Annotated in this window: 17 protein-coding genes and 1 other annotated feature; of the genes, 16 read left to right on the top strand and 1 reads right to left on the bottom strand. The window is 36.5% G+C overall.

Going from position 1 to position 21,227, the window contains the following annotated elements; translation table 11 throughout:
• Positions 1–9 precede the first annotated feature (9 nt).
• The 16 genes from FEZ33_RS01655 (at position 10) to FEZ33_RS01580 (ending at position 19,851) form a co-directional block, all read left to right on the top strand.
• The gene (locus FEZ33_RS01655) at positions 10–1,515 is read left to right on the top strand and encodes a UDP-N-acetylmuramoyl-L-alanyl-D-glutamate--2,6-diaminopimelate ligase (protein WP_138403647.1); all 1,506 of its coding nucleotides are present in this window, start codon (positions 10–12) and stop codon (positions 1,513–1,515) included.
• A 22-nt stretch (positions 1,516–1,537) separates the two neighbouring features.
• Positions 1,538–2,488, top strand: a complete 951-nt coding sequence (gene mraY, locus FEZ33_RS01650) for a phospho-N-acetylmuramoyl-pentapeptide-transferase (protein WP_171031244.1) — start codon at positions 1,538–1,540, stop codon at positions 2,486–2,488.
• Between the two features lie 18 nt (positions 2,489–2,506).
• Positions 2,507–3,898, top strand: a complete 1,392-nt coding sequence (gene murD, locus FEZ33_RS01645) for a UDP-N-acetylmuramoyl-L-alanine--D-glutamate ligase (protein ID WP_138403646.1) — start codon at positions 2,507–2,509, stop codon at positions 3,896–3,898.
• Between the two features lie 12 nt (positions 3,899–3,910).
• Positions 3,911–5,026: an undecaprenyldiphospho-muramoylpentapeptide beta-N-acetylglucosaminyltransferase gene (murG, locus tag FEZ33_RS01640; RefSeq protein WP_171031243.1), complete on the top strand. Its 1,116-nt coding sequence runs from the start codon at positions 3,911–3,913 to the stop codon at positions 5,024–5,026.
• Between the two features lie 37 nt (positions 5,027–5,063).
• Positions 5,064–6,428, top strand: a complete 1,365-nt coding sequence (locus tag FEZ33_RS01635) for a cell division protein FtsQ/DivIB (protein WP_138403644.1) — start codon at positions 5,064–5,066, stop codon at positions 6,426–6,428.
• 143 nt (positions 6,429–6,571) lie between these two features.
• The gene (gene ftsA, locus FEZ33_RS01630; RefSeq protein ID WP_138403643.1) at positions 6,572–8,125 is read left to right on the top strand and encodes a cell division protein FtsA; all 1,554 of its coding nucleotides are present in this window, start codon (positions 6,572–6,574) and stop codon (positions 8,123–8,125) included.
• Between the two features lie 29 nt (positions 8,126–8,154).
• The gene (gene ftsZ / locus FEZ33_RS01625; RefSeq protein WP_138403642.1) at positions 8,155–9,456 is read left to right on the top strand and encodes a cell division protein FtsZ; all 1,302 of its coding nucleotides are present in this window, start codon (positions 8,155–8,157) and stop codon (positions 9,454–9,456) included.
• A 128-nt stretch (positions 9,457–9,584) separates the two neighbouring features.
• Positions 9,585–9,848, top strand: a complete 264-nt coding sequence (locus tag FEZ33_RS01620) for a YggT family protein (RefSeq protein ID WP_138403641.1) — start codon at positions 9,585–9,587, stop codon at positions 9,846–9,848.
• Positions 9,849–9,864: 16 nt separating this feature from the next.
• Positions 9,865–10,647, top strand: coding sequence for a YlmH family RNA-binding protein (locus FEZ33_RS01615; protein ID WP_138403640.1), 783 nt, complete (start codon positions 9,865–9,867; stop codon positions 10,645–10,647).
• A 40-nt stretch (positions 10,648–10,687) separates the two neighbouring features.
• Entirely contained in the window at positions 10,688–11,575 is an 888-nt protein-coding gene (locus FEZ33_RS01610) for a DivIVA domain-containing protein (RefSeq protein ID WP_138403639.1), read from the top strand.
• Positions 11,563–11,784, top strand: a binding site (T-box leader). Its footprint overlaps the gene before it by 13 nt.
• Before the next feature lie 49 nt (positions 11,785–11,833).
• Positions 11,834–14,626 (top strand): isoleucine--tRNA ligase, encoded by a 2,793-nt coding sequence (ileS, locus tag FEZ33_RS01605; RefSeq protein WP_138403638.1) that lies wholly within the window; start codon positions 11,834–11,836, stop codon positions 14,624–14,626.
• A gap of 491 nt (positions 14,627–15,117) precedes the next feature.
• Complete coding sequence (locus tag FEZ33_RS01600; RefSeq protein ID WP_171031242.1) at positions 15,118–15,897, top strand: sensor histidine kinase; 780 nt, start codon at positions 15,118–15,120, stop codon at positions 15,895–15,897.
• On the top strand, positions 15,887–16,537 hold the full coding sequence (locus tag FEZ33_RS01595) for a response regulator transcription factor (RefSeq protein WP_138403636.1): 651 nt from the start codon (positions 15,887–15,889) through the stop codon (positions 16,535–16,537). Before FEZ33_RS01600 ends, FEZ33_RS01595 begins: the two co-directional genes overlap by 11 nt.
• Positions 16,538–16,686: 149 nt before the next feature.
• Positions 16,687–17,628 carry an ABC transporter ATP-binding protein gene (locus FEZ33_RS01590; RefSeq protein WP_138403635.1) on the top strand — a complete coding sequence of 314 codons (942 nt, stop codon included), beginning with the start codon at positions 16,687–16,689 and terminating at the stop codon, positions 17,626–17,628.
• A gap of 13 nt (positions 17,629–17,641) precedes the next feature.
• Positions 17,642–18,802: an ABC transporter permease gene (locus FEZ33_RS01585; protein ID WP_138403634.1), complete on the top strand. Its 1,161-nt coding sequence runs from the start codon at positions 17,642–17,644 to the stop codon at positions 18,800–18,802.
• Positions 18,799–19,851: an ABC transporter permease gene (locus FEZ33_RS01580; protein ID WP_138403633.1), complete on the top strand. Its 1,053-nt coding sequence runs from the start codon at positions 18,799–18,801 to the stop codon at positions 19,849–19,851. The genes FEZ33_RS01585 and FEZ33_RS01580 overlap by 4 nt, the downstream gene beginning before the upstream one ends.
• 94 nt (positions 19,852–19,945) lie before the next feature.
• Here the strand turns inward: FEZ33_RS01580 and FEZ33_RS01575 are convergent, their stop codons facing one another.
• Positions 19,946–21,226 carry a toxic anion resistance protein gene (locus FEZ33_RS01575; RefSeq protein ID WP_138403632.1) on the bottom strand — a complete coding sequence of 427 codons (1,281 nt, stop codon included), beginning with the start codon at positions 21,224–21,226 and terminating at the stop codon, positions 19,946–19,948.
• Position 21,227 lies beyond the last annotated feature (1 nt).

Below are 21,227 nucleotides of genomic sequence, written 5' to 3'. Positions count from 1 at the left end.
AGGACTACGATGGAACAAAAAAAATTAATAAACGTATTATATGATGCTCATGTAATTAATACGCAGTATTTAGAAACTGAAGTGTCTAGTTTAGTAAATGATACGCGTAAAGTAAAAAAAAATTCATGCTTTATTGCTATAAAAGGCGAGAACTTTGATGGGCATCAAGCGATTGAAGACGTAATTAACAAGGGAGCAAAATTAATCATTGTTGAAGATTTGCCCCAAGACCCAAAGCAACTTGATGCTACCATCGTGCAAGTAACATCAACTTTCCGTACTCAAGCGATACTTGCAAACCAATATTACAATGAACCGTCAACAAAGCTAAATGTTGTTGCGGTAACTGGGACTAATGGGAAGACAACAACGAGTAATATGATTAGTCAACTACTCGAAAGTCTCAATCGTAAGACAGGTGTGATTGGAACCTTGCATTATAAAGTAGGGGACAAATATTATCCTGCAGTTAATACAACCCCGAATGCTTTAGAGATGCAGAGATTATTCAATGCAATGGTTGAAACAGACTGTGAAGATGCCATCATTGAGGCGTCTTCACACGCATTAGCTTTAGGACGCTTATCGTTTACTGATATTGATTGTGCCATCTTTACGAATTTAACACGAGAACATTTAGACTTCCATTCAACTATGGAAGGTTATGCAAATGCGAAAAGTCTTTTGTTTAGTCAGTTAGGACAAAGTTTCCATAATGACCGACCAAGACTTGCAATATTAAATATGGATGATCCATACCACACGACGATGGCAGAAGTAACTAGTGCCGATATTGTGACATATAGTTTAGAGCATCCTCAAGCTACAGCCTATGCACATTCAATTACTGAGAAAAATGGTAAGACTGAATTTATTATTGATTACAAAAAAGAGACATTTACAGTAGAAATACCGATGCGTGGATCTTACAACGTTTCGAATTATTTGGCAGCATTTTTAACATTGAGTATATATTACCAATATACAATAGATGATATTGTGAAAGCCACTCAAGATTTTACTGGTGTCACTGGACGTATGCAAGTTGTTGATGAAGGACAAGATTTCGAAGTGATTGTTGACTTTGCACATTCACCCGATGCACTTGAACGAGTAATGCAAGAACTCATTGAACATAAATCAGATGATCAAAAACTCATTGCCTTGATGGGACATAGTGGCGGAAACCGCGATAGTGGGATGCGGGAACCATTAGGAAATATCTTATTTAAGTATGCGGATGAAATTGTATTCACTGCTGACAATCCAAGGTTTGAGCCAGTAGAAAAAATTGTCAATGAAATGATTGGTTTACATCATGATGATAATAAACCTTATTCGATTATAAAAGATAGAGCAGTAGCAGTACAACAAGCCATTGACATTGCTCAAAAAAATGATATTGTCTTATTCGCGGGTAAAGGTGGAGAACCTTACCAAGTCATTGGAAACGACAATATACCTTACGATGAAGTGCAAACAGTTATTAATGCTATCCATCGTAAACAGTTATAAAAACTAAGGAGTGAACGAAAAATTGAATATTATCTTACCAATCGTGACTAGTTTTTTATTAACAGTGATTGCGATGCCTTTTTTCATCCAATACTTTAATAAAAAGAAACTAGGTCAAATAACACGGGAAGATGGGCCTTTATGGCATGAAGTAAAAACTGGGACACCAACTATGGGAGGAACAGTATTTATCCTAGCTATTTTATTAGCGATGTTAATCTTTGGCTTTATCCAAACGTCTTACTCAGGTGAGTTCTGGATGGTTTGGCTAGCGTTCTTATTATTTGGAGCCATTGGTTTTATTGATGATTTTATAAGTATTTTCAAAAAAAGAAATGAAGGGTTAACTGCTAAACAGAAGTTCTTAACACAATTATTATTTGCTTTTGTGATATCGTTAATTGGCATGGTAACAAACCAACACATTTTCATACCATTTTTTGGTTTTGAAATTTCTAATATTCTCTTAGTCGGATTATTCATGTTTATCTGGATTACAGGCTTTTCAAACGCAGTGAATTTAACTGACGGTTTAGATGGTTTAGCGACTGGCTTAAATATTATTGCGTATAGCGCATATTACTTTATCGCCACAGCTGAAGGAAATTCAACTGTAGCAACAGCTTCATTGATTGTAGTTGGATCGTTAATTGGATTTTTAATCTTTAATCGTAAACCAGCGAAGATTTTTATGGGGGACGTTGGTTCACTTGCCTTAGGAGCAGGACTGGCAGTGATGTCATCCGTACTTAATAATCCATGGAGTTTATTAATTATTGGTTTTGTCTTTGTAGTTGAAACAGTAAGTGTTATGCTTCAAGTATTATCCTTCAAGACTCGAGGAAAAAGAATATTTAAGATGGCACCAATTCACCACCATTTTGAAATGCTTGGTTGGAGTGAATCAAAAGTGGTAAATGTATTTTGGGCTGTCGGATTAATTAGTGCATTGATTGCATTATTTATCTTTTAATAGGGAGCGATTTTTAGAATGGGAACGAACGAGAATTTATCAGACAAAGAAATACTAGTGTTAGGCTACGCAAAAACAGGGAAAAGTGTAGCTGAGTTCCTAGTTAAACAACAAGCAAATGTAACGATTAATGACCGAGGGGATCTATCACAAGACCCGTCGGTTACTTTGCTTTTAGAAGATGGCGTCCAAATCGTCGATGGTGGGCATCCTTTAGAACTCTTGGATAAGCATTTTGATATGATTATCAAAAACCCCGGGATCCCTTATTCAATTCCTTTTTTACAAAAAGCGATTGAAAAAAACATCCCAATTTATACAGATGTTGAGCTTGCTTCAAGATTTAGTAAGGCATCGATCATAGGTATTACAGGTAGTAATGGTAAAACAACGACAACAAGTTTACTGAGAGAATTATTAACTGAAAGAGAAAAAGGACATGCTTACCTTGCTGGAAATATTGGCATCCCAACTTTAGATGTTATTGATCAAGCGACAGAAGATGATGACATCGTCATGGAATTATCTAGTTTCCAATTAGCTGGAACAGAACAATTCCACGCTGAAATTGCGGTCATTACCAATATTTATGAAGCTCATTTGGATTATCATCATACACGTGAAGAATATGCCAAAGCCAAATTAAAGATTTTAGCCAATCAAACACAGGATGACCAAATCGTTTATCGTTATGATAATGCTGAATTACATCATTGGGTTAAAGAATTTAAAGGGCAACTTATTCCTTTTTCAATTGAAATAATCGATGAGTTTGTCCGATCGCATGGTGCTTATGTAGAAGGTGAATGGATATACTTTAAAGAAGAGCAAATTATACCATTATCAGATATTCAAATTCCTGGTAGTCATAATGTCGAGAATGTCCTAGCGGCTGTGGCAGTTGCTAAACTAAAAGGCATTTCTAACCAAGAGATTTCTGATATTGTCAAAGAGTACAAAGGGATGCGACATAGAATTCAGCCAGTTGCGAATGTCAGTGGACGTAGTTTCTACAATGATTCAAAAGCAACGAATATTACCGCAACGATTACCGCTTTAAATAGTTTCAAACAACCCATTCGATTTATTGGTGGCGGCTTAGATCGTGGTAATGAATTTGATGAGTTAATACCCTATCTTAAGAACGTATCAGGAGCTTATCTTTACGGTGAAACCAAAGACAAGATGGCAAAAGCCTTTAAAGCTGCGGGCGTTAACACTATTGAAATTTTTGATGATTTAATAGAAGCTACATCAAAAGCTTACCGTGAAGCAAGACAAGGTGAAGTCGTCTTATTATCACCAAGCTGTGCGAGCTGGGATCAATATCAAAACTTTGAAATTCGTGGTGACGTTTATATCGATACCATTGAACAATTATTACTAGAAGAACCATATACGGATGAATAGGAGTATCATATTATGAAAATCAATCGAATCATCTTATCTGGTGGAGGAACTGGGGGACATATTTATCCAGCTCTTGCAATTTATAATCGAATGAAAGAACTCAATCCGGACTTAGAATGTTTATACATCGGTACAGACAAAGGTCTCGAAGCAAGTATTGTTCCAAAAGCGAATATTGACTTTAAATCCATTGAGATATCTGGTTTAAAACGTAGTTTATCGCTGGATAATATAAAAGTCGCTTGGCAAATGTTAACGAGCACACAAAAAGCGAAGAAATTAATCAAAGAATTTCAACCTGAATTAGTCATAGGAACTGGCGGCTTCGTATGTGCACCTGTCCTTTATGGAGCAACCCAATTAGGTATTCCGACACTGATTCATGAACAAAATAGTGTCGCGGGAGTAACTAATAAATTCTTAAGTCGCTTTGTAGATAAAGTTGCGACGTCTTTTTATGAAGTTGAGAATGACTTTGCAAAAGTTAGTCACAAAGTGGCATTTACTGGAAACCCACGAGGACAAGAAGTAACAAACTATGCTAAAGATGAGCATATTCTATCTAAAAATTATGACTTTAATGACCAATTACCAACAGTACTAATATTTGGAGGTAGTCGTGGTGCGCCAGCTATTAATAAAGCAGCTGTAGAATCCATCGAAGCCTTTGCTAATAAAGAGTATCAAGTAATTATTGGGACTGGTTCAGTTCATCACTCAGAATGGATGACTTATATAGAAGAGAACCAGATTAAAATACCTAATAATGTTAAAATAGTTCCATACATTGATAACATGCCTGCACTATTTCAAAGTATTGATTTAGTTGTTTGCCGAAGTGGTGCAACGACATTAGCTGAATTGACAACACTTGGACTTCCGAGTATTTTAATTCCTAGTCCATACGTGACGAATAATCATCAAGAGATGAATGCCATGGCATTAGTGAATAATCAAGCTGCTGAAATGATAAAGGAAGATCGACTAGATTCAAATCAACTAGTTCAAACGATTGACCAAATGATTCTTGATCAAACCTCATTAAATAAAATGGCTGAAAATGCTAAAAAATTAGGTACGCCACACGCAATAGATGATATTATTACAATAGTTGAATCTATTCATTAAGTAATAAAGACTAAATATTTTCGAGGAGGTGAAAGCTATGAGTAATAATGAGCGACGAGGAAATTATCGAACAGGGCCTCAAAACACGTCAAATAATCGGAAACCAAACAGTCCTGAAACAAGGCAATCTAGACCGGTAAACGAACCGTCTCAACCGATTCGTGGAAACTATCGCATCGACAGTAATGGAAATCCGATTATTCCAAAGCAAAGTGGCATAACAAATCGAGACGAACTTGAGCAAGATTATTTCAGTCGGACTCAAAACACCCAAACTGAAGGGAATCAGAATCGAGAAGAACAGTATCAACCGAATCAAGTCATTCATCCGATACCGCCTCAGTCAGGTCCTGTTCAACAGCGACGTGTATATCATATGGATGATTACAGACGCGATCAGAATGAGTTTCATAGTCGTGCAAATCAACCAAATAGTCGAAACTTCGACCAACCTCAATCAAACACTCGAGAAAGAGCGACTAGACAGCAAAATCAGAATTTGAATCGAAGTCGAAATCAAAATCTGAACAGAAATCAGAACTTAAACCGAAATTACTCAGGCAATCAACCACCACGAAGAAATCAACCTCAAGGTAGTCGAACTAATTGGTATTATAACTTGCATCAAAGGGTCAATAGACAGATGAATAAAAGTTCTAATGCGACCTTGCCAGAAGGAAAGACTGTACTATTTGCAGTTTTTGCATTAATATACCTAACAATGCTAGTGACGGGTTGGCAATTAATGCCGTTTAATAAAGTGAATAATTTAGTCGTCACAGGAACCGAGCTTGTTCCGGAAACGTTTGTAAAAGGATCGTCTCGAATATATAAATTCGATGAAGTGGATGAAGTTATGAGCCAAAGACAAGACATTGAAGCGACAATTAAAGAGGAAAATCCTTTAATTGAAAGTGTCGTATTTAATCGACCAGATTGGAAGCAATTAGAAATTAATGTTGTTGAACATGATCTTGTGGGGTTAATTAACCAAGATGGTTATCATCTAGTCTTAAATAACGGTGAAATACTGAATGTATCCGGGAATCAAGAATTAGCAAATATAGCCAATGAAGCATTACCAGAATTAATCGGCTTCGATACAAGTGGAAAACTGACGGAAGTTGCACAAGGTTTGCGTCAAATTGATCCAGAGATATTAGCTATGATGGAGACGGTGACTTCCGCAGATGACGAGAATAAACCGAATGCCATTGTTGTTGAAATGGAAGACGGAAATACCATTAATGCCATTATTTCGACTTTTGCTCAAAAAGTGCAATATTATCCGGATATTTTAACACAATTAGACGGACAAACCGGAGTGATTAATTTTGAAGTCGGTGCATACTTCACACCAACAGAAGATTCTGCTAATAGTGTCAAACTTGACAATAATTAAGATAAGTTATATGTAATTATACTTACATTTATCTTTTTTTTCTTCTATTAAAATGAAGTTTGTGCTAATATAGGTAATGTGAAATTGAAGAAAATTAAACAAAATATAGAAAAATAATTAGCCAGAAGGGGGTTAATACCTAAATGAGAAATCAAGAAATTTTTGTTAGTTTAGATATTGGTACGACCTCAATTAAAGTCGTTGTCGCTGAGTATATTAATGGAAATATTAATATTATCGGCGTGGGAAATGAAAAATCACGTGGATTGAGTCGTGGGGTTATCGTCGATATAGATGATACAGTCAACTCGATTCTAAGAGCCATTTCTCAAGCAGAACGAAAAGCAAATGTTAAAATTAACGAAGTGATCGTTGGTGTTCCAAGTAATCAAATTATGGTAGAAGATTGCCACGGTATGATTGCTGTTGCAAGCGATAATAGGGAAATAACTGCCCTAGACGTTGAGAATGTAATCAATGCAGCTAAAGTTCGTTCAGTACCACCTGAAAGAGAAATTATCTCAATTATTCCTGAAGAATTTATTGTCGATGGATTTAACGGAATTAAAGATCCAAGAGGTATGATTGGAGTTCGTTTAGAGCTCTATGCTCGTTTAATTACAGGACCAAGAACAATCATTCATAATATTAGACGTTGTGTTCAAAAAGCAGGTTTATCAATCAGTGAACTTGTCGTTCAACCAGAAGCAATTGCATCCGTAGCTTTATCAGCAGATGAACGAGAATTCGGAACAGTGGTTGTTGATATGGGTGGTGGACAATCAAGTGCATCCATTATGTATGACGGCCAGATGAAATATTCATTCGTGGATCAAGAGGGTGGAGATTTCGTTACAAAAGATATCTCAGTTATTCTAAACACGTCACTTGATTCAGCTGAGCGAATCAAACGAGAATATGGCTTTGCTATCGCAAGTCAAACTACAGACGATGAGTACTTCCCAGTTGAAACAGTTGGAAAGAAAGAACCTGTCCGTGTAGATGAACATTATCTTGCTGAAATTATCGAAGCACGTTTAGTGCAAATCTTTGAAACATTATATGAAGAATTAAATCGTGTTGATGGACTCGATTTACCTGGAGGATATGTTCTGACAGGTGGAGCTGTGTCTTTACCAGGAGTCCTAGACTTAGCTAAACGATACTTTGGAAGTAAAGTTCGCTTATTTATTCCTGAAGAAATGGGAATGCGTAATCCAATTTATACGACAAGCCTTGGAATGATCGAATATGCTGCAAATCTTGATGATGTGCACCGAATTGCTCAAGGAACTTTTGCAGTTCCTTCACAAGCTGCCCCAAGACAATCTATGCCGCCACAAGGTGGACAAAGACGTCCGGCACCATCTAGTGGCCGTAACCAAGGGCAAGCGGCACGAGGTCAACAATCAGGTGACTTGTTCGGCGGTCAACGTCGTCAACCAGCTAACGAGACAAACCAAATGGCAACCGACCAACGCACGATGCCAGACACTATGCCTAGTTCAAATCAACAAGAAGATTATCAACAATATAATTCATTTGATGACGACTATCGTTACGAAGATGCGGCATACTATGATGACTATTCGCAAGATGACGAAGCGAACAAATATTCAGAGCCTGTTACTGATCAAAGTAATGGGAATGGCATAACGGCAAAAGTCCGTGATTTTTTCCAAACATTTTTTGATTAAGACTTGATAGATAAACAGGAGGAATATAAATGGAATTATCATTCGATTCAACAATGGGATATGATGGCGCAGTAATTAAAGTAATTGGTGTAGGTGGAGCAGGTGGAAATGCCGTTAATCGTATGATTAAAGATGAAGTTCAAGGTGTTGAATTCATCGTTGCAAATACGGACACTCAAGCACTACAAGGTTCAGACGCTGAAATTAAAATCCAATTAGGCCCAAAAGTAACTAAAGGGTTAGGTGCAGGATCATTACCAGAAATTGGACTTAAAGCAGCTGAAGAAAGTGAAGAGCAAATTCGCGAAGTACTAGAAGGAGCAGATTTAGTGTTTGTTACTGCTGGTATGGGTGGAGGTACTGGTACAGGTGCTGCACCAGTCGTGGCTAAGATTGCTAAAGACTTAGGCGCTTTAACAGTAGGTGTTGTAACACGTCCATTTACTTTTGAAGGACCAAAACGTGGACGCTTTGCAGCTGAAGGATTGAAAAACTTAAAAGACGCGGTTGATACATTAGTAATTATCTCAAACAACCGTTTATTAGAAATCGTAGACCGTAAAACTCCAATGTTAGAAGCGTTCAGTGAAGCAGATAATGTTTTACGTCAAGGTGTACAAGGTATCTCTGATTTAATTACAGCACCAGGTTACGTTAACTTAGACTTTGCTGACGTGAAAACTGTAATGAAAGATCAAGGAACTGCATTAATGGGTGTTGGTCAGTCATCAGGTGAGAACCGTACGGCTGAAGCAACTAAGAAAGCTATCTCATCACCATTATTAGAAGTATCTATTGATGGCGCAGAACAAATCTTATTAAACATTACAGGTGGAGAAGACTTAAGCTTATTCGAAGCACAAGATGCTAGTGATATTGTTGCAAATGCATCAAGTGGCGATGTAAACATTATCTTCGGTACGTCAATCAATAATGATTTAGGTGACGAAGTGATTGTTACAGTAATCGCAACTGGTATTGAGAATGAGAAGACTGATCGTAATAAAATGAGCACACCACCAAGACGCTCATTCAATACACCATCATCTTCAGCAGAACCAACTCAACCAGCTCAAAGTCAACAACAACCAGAAACACCAAACCAATCAAACGAAACAACACCACGTCGTCAACAAAAACGTGATTTATTCAGTGATTGGGATATTAATAGAGAAACAAATACACGTGACGTAGATACATCTGAAGCAGATTCTAAACCTAAACGTCAATTTGAACGTCCAAATACGGATGGATCAGGAAGTCGTCAAAGTGAAGTGAATGATTCAGATGAATTAGATACACCACCATTTTTCCGTAAACGTCATCGTTAATAAAGAGTTAAGATGCTAAAGCATCAAAATAATAATAGAGGAATCAGTATTGGTTCCTCTTTTTATTTATCAATAAGGAAAGATTTATGTTATAATTCATAAGATAAGAATTTAAGGGAGTGTTATAGTTGGGCCTTTTGAGCTTAGTTTCTAATTTATTTCAGGCATATACACTGGTTTTAGTCGTATACGCACTATTATCATGGTTACCAGGTGCCCGTGAAAGTGCCTTAGGACAATTTATTGTTAAAATAGCACGACCATATTTGGATATATTTGATCGATTCATCCCGCCATTAGGGGGCATTAGTTTCAATGTTATTATTGCAATTTTTGTTTTACGATTTATCCGAGATGGTTTAATCTGGATATTGGCAGCAATATTATTTTAAAAATGTGGTGAATTAAATGTCAGATGATATATATCAACATTATCGACCCGAAGAGCAACCGTTTATTGATAAAGTATTCGGTTGGATAGATCAAGTAGATTTAACTTATGCGCCTTATACAACTGTATTTTTAACCCCGCGAGAGAAGATGATTGTTGAACAACTTGTCGCAAGCCGAGATGAGATTTCAGTTATTTTCAGAGGTGGTTATGAAGGTGCGGAACGTAAACAAGCCTGTATTTATCCGCAGTATTATGAACCGAATGATGAAGATTTTACGATCGTTCTATTCAACATTAAGTATCCAGAAAAATTTGGAAATTTAACGCATGGTAGAATTCTTGGAACTTTTATTTCAACTGGAATTGAAAGAGAGCGCATTGGGGATATTATTACAGATGGAACGAATTGGCATGCACTCGTTGATGCATCAATTAGTGACTATTTGAAAACTCAAGTGACTAAAATCGCGAATGTTGGAGTTCAATTGGAAGAGTTATCATTTGATGATATATTAACCTCACAAGAACAATGGGAAGTAAAGCATGTAATTTCTAGCTCTTTACGGCTTGACACTTTATTAAGCAAAGTCTATAATTTTTCTAGACAGCGTGCGAAAAATTCAGTCTCACAAGGTGATGTGAAAGTGAATTTCGTTCCAATGGAGAGACCTGACGTTGAGATTGGTATCAATGATATCATTTCATTACGTAAGTTTGGACGCTTCTGGATCAATGATATTGAGGGTATGACTAAGAAAGATAATTATCGATTAAACGTCAATGTGCTTTTAAAGTAAATTACATAACTTGAATATATTTGAAAGGATTTGTAAATTCATGGTATTAACACCTAACGAAATATTAAATAAAGAATTTAATTCGAAGTTTCGCGGATATGACTCAGACCAGGTTAATGATTATTTAGATATAATTGTTGCGGACTTTGAAAAGATGATTGCGGAGAATAATGAACTTAAGAAAGACTTAGCAGCATCTAAAGAAAAAAATGAGTATTTTGCACAATTACAAGACTCATTAAACAGTTCAATTGTAGTCGCTCAAGAAGCAGCAGATCGCTTGAAACAAAACGCACGTAAAGAAGCAGAACTTATCTTATTCGAAGCTGAAAGAGAAGCTGATCGAATGATTAATAGTGCTTCAGATACAGCTAAAAATATCGTCACTGAATCTGATGCATTACGTCGTTCAAGCAAATCATACCGTAATAAACTAGAGCAAATGATTCGCCAACAACTTGAAGTTGTAACGAGTGAAGAGTATCATAGATTATTTGATGAAGAGATTGAATCACAATTTAATCCTGATCACTTCCATGAAGCAACAAATCAACGTGTAAATCAACGCGTAGATCGACTTGAAGAAGAGAACAGTGCTGATTTTAATGCAGCGCATGAAATTACAAATGATCGCTTTGTTGAAGAAGAAATCAAAAACGCGCCAGCACCTACTCCAGAAGTAGATTATCCGGCAACTATTGGTGTAGCTGATCATGAAGATACTGAAGCGACACGAGTTGATTTAAATCGTGATGAGTTATTAAATAATGTTGAGCCAGAAGAGCAAGAAGTTGATTCTAGACACGCAGAATTAGAAGCGATGATTGATGAAGAAGCACAAGCTGAAGCAGAACGTGAGAAACGTGCAGCTCAACGTCGTGAAAGTGTATTAGGACAAACAATTAGAATTGAATTACCAAAAGATTAATAAGAACAAGTTAATCTTAGGATACTTTTAGCGAGTCAAGAGTGGTGAAAGCTTGGCAGTCCCTCCTTTGATTAATATCATCTTTGTGCTTGTTATGGTGAAAGTAAGTAATCATAACCGCTTAAATAGCGTTAACATTTAGAGTGAATAAGTCATCTTTAGGGATAACTTATTAATTTGGGTGGTACCGCGTTTATAACGTCCCTTTTTTAGGGGCGTTTTTTATGTTTAATTAAATCAATCAGATTGGAGATAATAATGAAACTAAAAGATACATTAAATTTAGGTAAAACAGATTTCGCCATGCGCGCAAATTTACCTACTAAAGAAGTAGAATTACAAAAAGAATGGTCAGACGCTGACATGTACGAGAAAATTCAAGAGAAAAATGAAGGACGTCCTTCATGGATCTTACATGATGGACCTCCGTATGCGAATGGTAAATTACATATGGGGCATGCATTAAATAAAGTAACTAAAGACTTTATTGTACGTTACCACTCTATGGCTGGATATAGCTCACCTTATGTTCCTGGTTGGGATACACATGGTTTACCAATTGAACAAGCCTTAGTTAATGCTGATGGCGTAGACCGTAAGAGTATGTCTGTCGCTGAATTCCGTAAATTATGTGAAGAGTATGCATTGAAACAAGTTGAAAATCAAAAAGAAGACTTTATGCGTTTAGGTGTGACTGGTGAATGGGATAATCCGTATTTAACTTTAAAACCCGAATATGAAGCTCAACAAATCCGTATCTTTGGTCAAATGGCTGAACGCGGATATATCTATAAAGGACTAAAACCAATTTACTGGTCACCTTCAAGTGAATCAACATTAGCTGAGGCAGAAGTTGAATATAAAGACGTTACGTCACCTTCTATTTTCGTTGCTTTCAAAGTAAAAGATGGCAAAGATGTTGTACCGGCAGATGCTGAGTTCGTAATCTGGACAACGACGCCTTGGACATTACCTTCAAACTTAGGTTTATCTGTAAAGGCAGATGCTAAATATGTTTTAGTCAATGTTGATGGACGTAAATTTATTGTTGCGGAAGCTTTACTAGAAGCAGTTGCTAAGAAAATTGGTTGGGAAGATTACTCAATCGAAGCAGAATATAAAGGGGAGCAATTTGACCGTTTAACTGCACAACATCCGTTATATGATCGTGAATCATTATTAATGTTAGGTGACCACGTTGAATTAGATGCCGGTACTGGTGTCGTTCATACAGCACCTGGACACGGGGAAGATGACTTCATTGTTGGGCAAAAATATGGCTTAGATGTTCTTTCTCCTATTGATGACCGCGGACACTTTACAGATGGAGCACCCGGATATGAAGGAATGTTCTACCTTAAAGGGAATAAAGTCATCGTAGAAGAGATGCGTGAAACTGGAGCTTTATTATTTGACGAGAATTTCAAACATAGCTACCCACATGACTGGCGTACTAAGAAACCTGTAATTTACCGTGCGACACCACAATGGTTTGCTTCAATTAACAAATTCCGCGATGAGTTATTAAGCTCAGTTGAAAATGATGTGAAATGGTATCACCCATCGGGCGAACGTCGTATGTATAATATGATCCGAGATCGTGGTGACTGGGTAATTTCTCGCCAACGTGTATGGGGAGTGCCATTACCAATCTTCTATGCAGAAAATGGAGAGCCTATCTTAACAACTGAAACAGTTGAACACGTTGCTAAATTAGTTGAAGAGTTTGGATCAAACGTTTGGTTTGAAAGAGAACCTAAAGATTTATTACCTGAAGGATTCACTCATCCAGATAGTCCAAATGGTAAATTTACTAAAGAAAATGACATTATGGACGTATGGTTTGACTCAGGAACATCTTACGCTGGGGTATTACAAGTTCGTGAAGACCAAAAATTCCCTGCAGATATGTACTTAGAAGGATCAGACCAATACCGTGGATGGTTCAACTCAAGTTTTACAACTTCAGTAGCTGTGAATGGTTTCCCACCGTACAAATCAGTTCTTTCTCAAGGATTTGTTATGGATGGAAAAGGTCAAAAAATGAGTAAATCAATCGGTAATGTTATTACACCTGAGGAGATTACAGAAGAATTAGGTGCAGATATCATCCGTCTATGGGTTTCAAGTGTGGATTATGAGAACGATGTACGTATCTCTAAAGACATCTTAAAACAAGTATCTGAATCATACCGTAAGATTCGTAACACAGTGCGCTTTATGTTATCAAACTTATTTGATTTCAATCCTGAAACAGATAAGATTGCTGAAAGTGATTTAGCAAAAGTTGATCAATATATTCTTGCTAAATATCGTATTTTAGTTAATGAAGTAACAAAAGCTTACGAAAATTATGAATTCTCTACTATCTTCAAGAAAGTAATTAATTTCATTACTGTTGATTTATCAGCGTTCTACTTAGACTTTGCAAAAGATGTCGTTTATATTGAAGCGGCAGAATCTAAAGCGCGTCGTGCAATGCAAACTGTTATTTATACAGTTCTTGAAGGTTTAATTCCATTATTATCACCAATCTTACTTCATACTATGGAAGAAGCTTGGAAAGAATTACCAGGAGCAGAAGGTTTTGTTCAATTACAAGACTTACCTAAATTCGAAGACGTTTCTCAAGACAAAGAAACTGTTAAAGAATGGGATGTCTTCTTCAAAGTGGAGTCAGCTGTTGCTAAAGGTTTAGAAAATGCAAAAAATGATGAAGAACACCCAATCAAGAAATCATTTGAAGCAAAAGCAACTGTCTATACAGATCAAGAGACAATTGATCAATTGAATGACTTAAGTGATCATTTAGACCAATTATTAATAGTATCTGGTTTAGAATTAAAATTAGCTGATGAAGCAGACGAATCAGTGGTTGATTATGACGGCTTTGGTGTTAAAGTTCAGCCGGCAGAAGGTCATACTTGTGACCGTTGTCGTGCGGTAAGACCAGAAGTTGGAACAATTGAGGCGGCACCAGAATTATGTCACCGTTGTTTCTCAATCGTAGAATCACACTTCCCAGAGTATTTCGAGGAAGCAGCTGAATAATTAGAGTAGTTAAATTGCCCCACTAGACAGATTTTGTCTGGTGGGGTATTTCTATTTATCTAGAAATTATGTAAAATCTACCATTCATACTTGGCGTCTGTTATATTTAAATATGTAAAAGATGAGGTGAGTGTATGAAAGTGATTAAATATATATTATTAATCTTAAGTATGGGGCAATTTTTCCCTTTAGAAAGTTTTTGGCAAAGTAATTTCTTTTGGTTTTTTATTTGGATTATTTGCTTTCATTTAGGTTGGTTTTATATGGAATGTTTGCAATATAAACAGATAAATAGTGTTGTATTGTGTCTTTTAGCCTTAATCAATATATGGCTACTGCCATCCTTTCCATATTTGATGCTAGGACTTTTAACAATTGAATTAAGAGAGTTATTTTCACGGAAAAAGACTGTACTTATATTATCTTTAATGGCGATTGTTTCGGGGTTTATATGGTCAACGCTCACGATTTGGCCGCAGGTGGATTATTTAATGTTCACAGTGAGTATCGTTATCATATGTGGTTATTTAGCCGAACAAGCAACCCGCTTAGAAGTACAAGAAACTAGTCTTTATGAGTTTCGCACTCAAGCAGATGAGCAAGAAGAGCGGTTGATAGAGCAAAAGGCACAAATGATTGCGATGGAGGAAATTCATACCCTTAATGAGAGGAACCGAATTTCTAGGGATTTACATGATACGGTAGGGCATACTTTATCGACCATCGTCATCCAATTGGCAGCCATTGAGAAATTGACAGAGGAAAAGATGCCACAAGCATCAGCTATGTTAAAGCAATTACATCACTTTACTAAAGAAGGCTTATCAGATGTTCGCCAGGTGATTCACCAATTAAAGCCAAAGCATTATCAAAAGTTTGCCTTTATTGAACAAGTACACCACTTCATTTCAGATTTTGAGCATAATAGTCCGATTAAAGTTTATTTTAATAATAATCAATTACTTTGGAGCTTATCGCCTGAACAAGAGTTATTATTTATGAGAGCGATTCAAGAATTTTTAAGTAACAGTAGTAAACATAGTCAAGCAGATGAAGTTCGAATTCAATGTCACTTTACGGATTCCACGGTTATCTTAACGATGATGGATAATGGAAAAGGAACGGATACGATTAAACCACAAATGGGCATTACGGGGATGAAAGAACGGACGAAGTTATTAGGTGGAAAAGTTCAGATTCAATCCGCTCTAAATAAAGGCTTTAAAGTCAGAATCGTATTACCAAAGGGAGGCAGCAGTTATGACGGATAGAATCAAAGTATTACTTGTTGATGATGAACAACTCATCAGAGGTGGTTTAGCTATATTACTAGGTTCTTTTGAAGATATTGAGATTGTTGGAGAGGCGACTAGCGGTAAAGAAGCGGCGATATTTTGCCAACATAATCCGGTTGATGTTGTGCTCATGGATATTCGCATGCCAGATTCAAATGGGATCGAAGGGACCGAGTTAATCAAAGTGGCTCATCCTCAAATTAAAGTATTAATACTAACAACTTTCGAAGATGTGGAGTACATCGCTCAATCAATGCAATTAGGAGCATCGGGTTATTTACTTAAAGATAGTAGTCATGAAGAGATTCATGAAGGCATCCGTATTGTCTATAACGATAATGTTGTTTTGGACGGAAAGATTAGTCAAGCCATGTTATCTAATAACCCCAACTTCCAAAGTAAAAGTTTTAATGGAAAGGACTTTAATTTATCAGAGAAAGAAATGAAGATGATTTCGCTTATAGCCAGCGGATTAAATAATCAAGAAATTTCTGATACTTTATATCTCTCTGTTGGAACAGTTAAAAACAATATTAGTACGATTTTAAATAAACTAGATTTACGAGATCGAACTCAACTAGCCATTTTTGCTTATGAGAATGGCTTGATGAATTAAGACAACACCCTAAATAAATGCAAATTCCTGCGTTTATAATGGGTGTTTTTTTAATAGTGACTAAAGTCACTCGAATCGGTGACCTCAGTGAATAGCCGTCACATCAATGTTTAGCTATACTTAAGTTAGAAATAAAGAGGAGGGTAATTATGAGCTATGTAGAAATTAATAATATATACAAGAGTTACGGTAAAGATCAAGTGTTAGACAATGTTTCTTTTGAGATTGAAAGTGGAGAATGCTTTGGCCTAATTGGACCCAATGGTGCAGGAAAATCAACATTGATTGATATTATTACCGGTCTGACACAATATAATTCAGGGGATATTTCAGTCGATGGGCACGTGGTTCCTCAAGATGTTGTAAAAGTGCGTGAACAAATCGGCTTAGTACCTCAAGAAATTGCTCTGATGCAAGAGTTAAATGCGACTTCGAATTTGGAATATTTTGGTGGACTTTATGGTTTATCCGGTCATTTGTTGAAAGAACGTATCAATGAAGCCCTTGAGGTGGTTGGGTTAACGGAACATACGAAAAAAGCAGTTAAAACGTTCTCTGGTGGGATGCAAAGACGGTTAAATATCGCAGCCGCAATTCTTCACAGACCCAAATTTCTCATCCTGGATGAGCCGACTGTTGGGGTGGATCCTCAGTCAAGAAATAAGATTTTCGAATTTATTCAATATATGAATCAGGAGTACGGTACAACCGTTCTATATACTTCACACTACATGGAAGAAGTAGAAGCCTTGTGTGAGCGTTTATTCATATTAGATAATGGTCAACAAATTGGTTATGGAACACAAGCTGAGATTAAGCAATTAGTTCAAGATACAGTGAAATGGTTTATCGATGTGGAACAAGCGCCACTTGATTTGGAAGAGAAATTAACGACGAGATTGTCAGGTGTTCAACAAGTTGTGAGTGAAAATAATTCATTCCACTTAATTGTCGATCCTGTTGAATTTAACACAAAAGAATTGATGACCTTAATTAACGAAGAAAATATCGAACTAACGACGTTAAATAAAGAAGCTTTAAGTTTAGAGGAAGCTTTCTTACAACTCACAGGAAAAACATTAAGAGACTAAGGAGGTTTTATTAATGAGTCAATTATGGACTTACGTTAAGACAAACATGCGAGCGAATGCTAAGCAATGGATGTCGATTCTGGCATTATATGTTGCTATGCCGATCTTTTTCTCACTCTTAATGGGCTTCTCCTTTAGTTCAGCTTTTGTCCCTGAACAAACAAGTAATCCGGTGGAAGTCAGTATTAATAATGAAGATCAAGGGGAGGTGGGGCAAGTCTTCATTGATGCTTTCAGTAATGAGACCATGCAATCATATGTGGACATCGTAGAAAGTCATGATGATTCAAACTTTGTTATTCATCTTCAACCAGAATATAGTCAACGCTTAGAAGATACTTTAGTGAGTATTGAATCTAAAGAAAATGCTTCAGCATCTGAAGAAGCAATACTTACTCAATTAATTACAAGTTTTCAAAGTAGTTTAGTCAATCAACAACAATTAGGCGAAGAATTGGGAGCAAAGTCAGATCAAGCCACTGTCGATGAACTGATAGATTCTCTTAATCGCGCATCTCAATTGAGTAGTGAACAAGTATTTGTAAAGGAACAGTATGAATCTCAATCAGCTTTAACGAGTAATCAGTATATTTCTGTTTCTGGCCTCGTTTATATCTTTATTTTGTCACTAGCAGGAAGCATAGGTCTAAAGACAAACGAAGATATGAAGGGTCTAAGAAAAAGAATTGGCGTGCTCCCACTGACCCCCGCACAAGACGTTATTTACGGTATCATCTCAGACACACTAACGTATACATTTTTAGCTAGTTTGTATATGGTCATATGGCGATTCATTGATAGTACGACATTTGTTGGGAATCCCTTGTTTTATCTTGGCTGGATAGTTGTGTATGCATTATTATTCCAAGTATTGAATGGTATTTTATATTATTTTATACCAGATAAATACGTGAATTTAGTTTACCTTATCATAACATCTTTATATATGATTTTAGGTTTTCTACCCATCGACCGTCTTATAGGTGGGGAATTTGGAGAGATATTTAGTCAAAATTACTATCGAGAAATTTTCTCTCAACCGATGATTGACTATATTCTCAATAACGATTGGATGTCGAATATCGGCATTGCTGTTGGAATTGTATTGGTTAGTGTCATACTAATATTCTTCGTTATTCAACTGAGAAACAGAAGGGAGTTGAAACCAATATGAAATTCATACAATTAGTTTGGTTTCATTTTAAACGCATATGCCAAAATTTTGGTCTCATCTCCATATCTTTCATCATGCCGTTATTTATGGTCGGTGGTTTATTATTTATCACCACCTCTGATACGAATGCAATCTTAAGTGAAGAGTTTGTTATCGTAAATGATTCGGAGTTTGTCGAGGAGAATGTGTACCCAAGACTGAGTGAGAATTTACAAGCTAACTTTACGTCAGATTCTAAAAGGGCCTTTGAGCAATTGGAACAAAGTGAGTTAGCGATGATTTATGAAATCCCCGTTAACTTTCCAGAGGAAGGTTCCAGAATTAAAACGCGTAGTATCAATGGAGAAAATAATGATATATTCTTTGAATCTGAATTTACCTCTGTATTGAGTGAAGTAATGACAGAGAATGCTTTAAATGAAGCTGAGTTAGACTTTGAAAAAATTCAAGTTGCTGAACCAAGTATCAAACAAAGTTATACTCCCATTGACGGAAATTTAGTCATCGTAGTTTTTATGACTATATTCTTTATGAGTTACGCAAGTAGCTTAGTGAGTGCTGATTTGAATAAATTAAGAAGTGATGGTGTGTTAACCCGAAGTATTGTAACAAATGCCCGCAGTTGGCAAATATTAGGTAGTGTTTTAGCAGCCTTCTCGCTCTATAATTTTATCTCAGCGATGTTAGTGATCTTGCTTATTTGTTTAATATTCGGTATTATAATCACGCAACTCCCAGTGATAATTGCTGCAATTCTTGCTTTTTGTATCTTTAACGCTGGCTTTACGATGGTCCTATTCAGACTATTTAAAAATGATCAAGTCATCCTAATGGTAGGTATTGTCTTATCAATTGTCTTTGTGTTCTTAGGCATAGGTATTATAGATATACCAAGTTTCTCATTCATCCAATATATCTCACCATTTTATTGGCTGTTTGAATCTCTAGACACGGGAGCAATCTTACCAAATATTCCAGTCATTGCGTTATATGGCCTGGTTCTATTCACCGCAGGGAGTTTTAAAGTTGAAAGATTAGTAAAAGTCTAATATAGTGATCTTATCATGCTTATCCACTTACTATGCAAATGCAAAAAAGACGAGCCACTGAGATTTCTCTCGGTGGCTCGTCTTTTTGTATAGGTTAATATTCTGTAGTACCATCTTGTCGTTGTCTCTTTTGTTCGTCTGAGATAGCTAGGAGTTTGTCGTGTAATTCATTCTCCATGACTGTTAATTCTTGTTCAGCTAGTCGACGTTGTTGGCGTCCTGTTTTTTGGATTTCTAAGGTTTCTTCTAAGGCTCCAACAAGGTTGGCTTGAGTTTTACGTAATGTATCGATATCAATCACTCCTCGTTCAGCTTCGCGAGCAATATCAACAGTACTTTGTTTCAACATTTCTGAGTTTTTCAGAAGCAGACTGTTGGTTGTTTCAGACACTTGTCGCTGAGATGTTGCTGCGTTTTGTTGACGGAGAAGAGCCAAGGCAATCGTAATTTGGTTCTCCCATAATGGGATAGCCGTATGGACGGATACTTGAATCTTTTCTGCTAGGACTTGGTTAGTGTTTTGAATCATTCGAATTTGTGGTGCTTGTTGAATAGTCATTTGACGTGTTAAGCGTAGATCATGTGTTCGCTTATCCAAGCGGTCTAAGAATTGATTTAAGTCGTTCACTTTTTGGACTTCCATTTGATCTTGAGACTGGCGTGCTTTTTCGATCGCTGCTGGAATGACTTCGTTTTGAAGCTGTTCCATCTTAACTTCTCCGGCAGCAATGTAGACATTTAAAGCGTCAAAGTAATCTTTATTTTTATTATAGAATTGTTCTAACATCTGATTGTCATTTAACAATTCAGTTTTTTCGCGTTCTAAACGAATCGCTACTCGGTCAATTTGACTCCCGATTTGTTGGTAACGCATTTGAGTTTCAGTAATTGAACTCTTCACACGTTTGAATACACGTTGGAAGATGTTTGGTTCAGCCGTTAGTTGACGTGGGTCAGATTCTTGTAGTTTAGTCATTAACTCTGTAAGAACATCACCGACTTCTCCCGTATCCTTTAATTGGACTTGTTGAAGGATTGAGCGAGAAAATTCACTTAATTTTTTCTGTGCATTTGATCCATAAGCTATGATAGCACCCATGTTTGCTTCATCAATTTGTTTAGCTAAGTCTTGCGCTTGTTTTTGACGATGCTCTGGTAAACGTTCGATTAACTTTTCATTGGATACTTGACGTTTAGCAATCATTTCTTGATCTGCTAAATCTTTTTCTAGCGTTTGCTCGATGGTTTCATCGAATGGATTGGCTAGTAATTCATCAAATTCAGATGATTCTTGTTGCTTTGGTTGAACGGGTTCATTGATTGAACCGTGTTCTTGTTCTAATAGTTCGTCGAATAAGTCTTTTTCTTCAGTCATA

Source organism: Ruoffia tabacinasalis (genome assembly GCF_005864045.1).
Lineage (GTDB): Bacteria > Bacillota > Bacilli > Lactobacillales > Aerococcaceae > Ruoffia > Ruoffia tabacinasalis.
The sequence above is the reverse complement of the archived record's forward strand: the minus strand, read 5'-3'. Positions and strand labels throughout refer to the sequence as shown.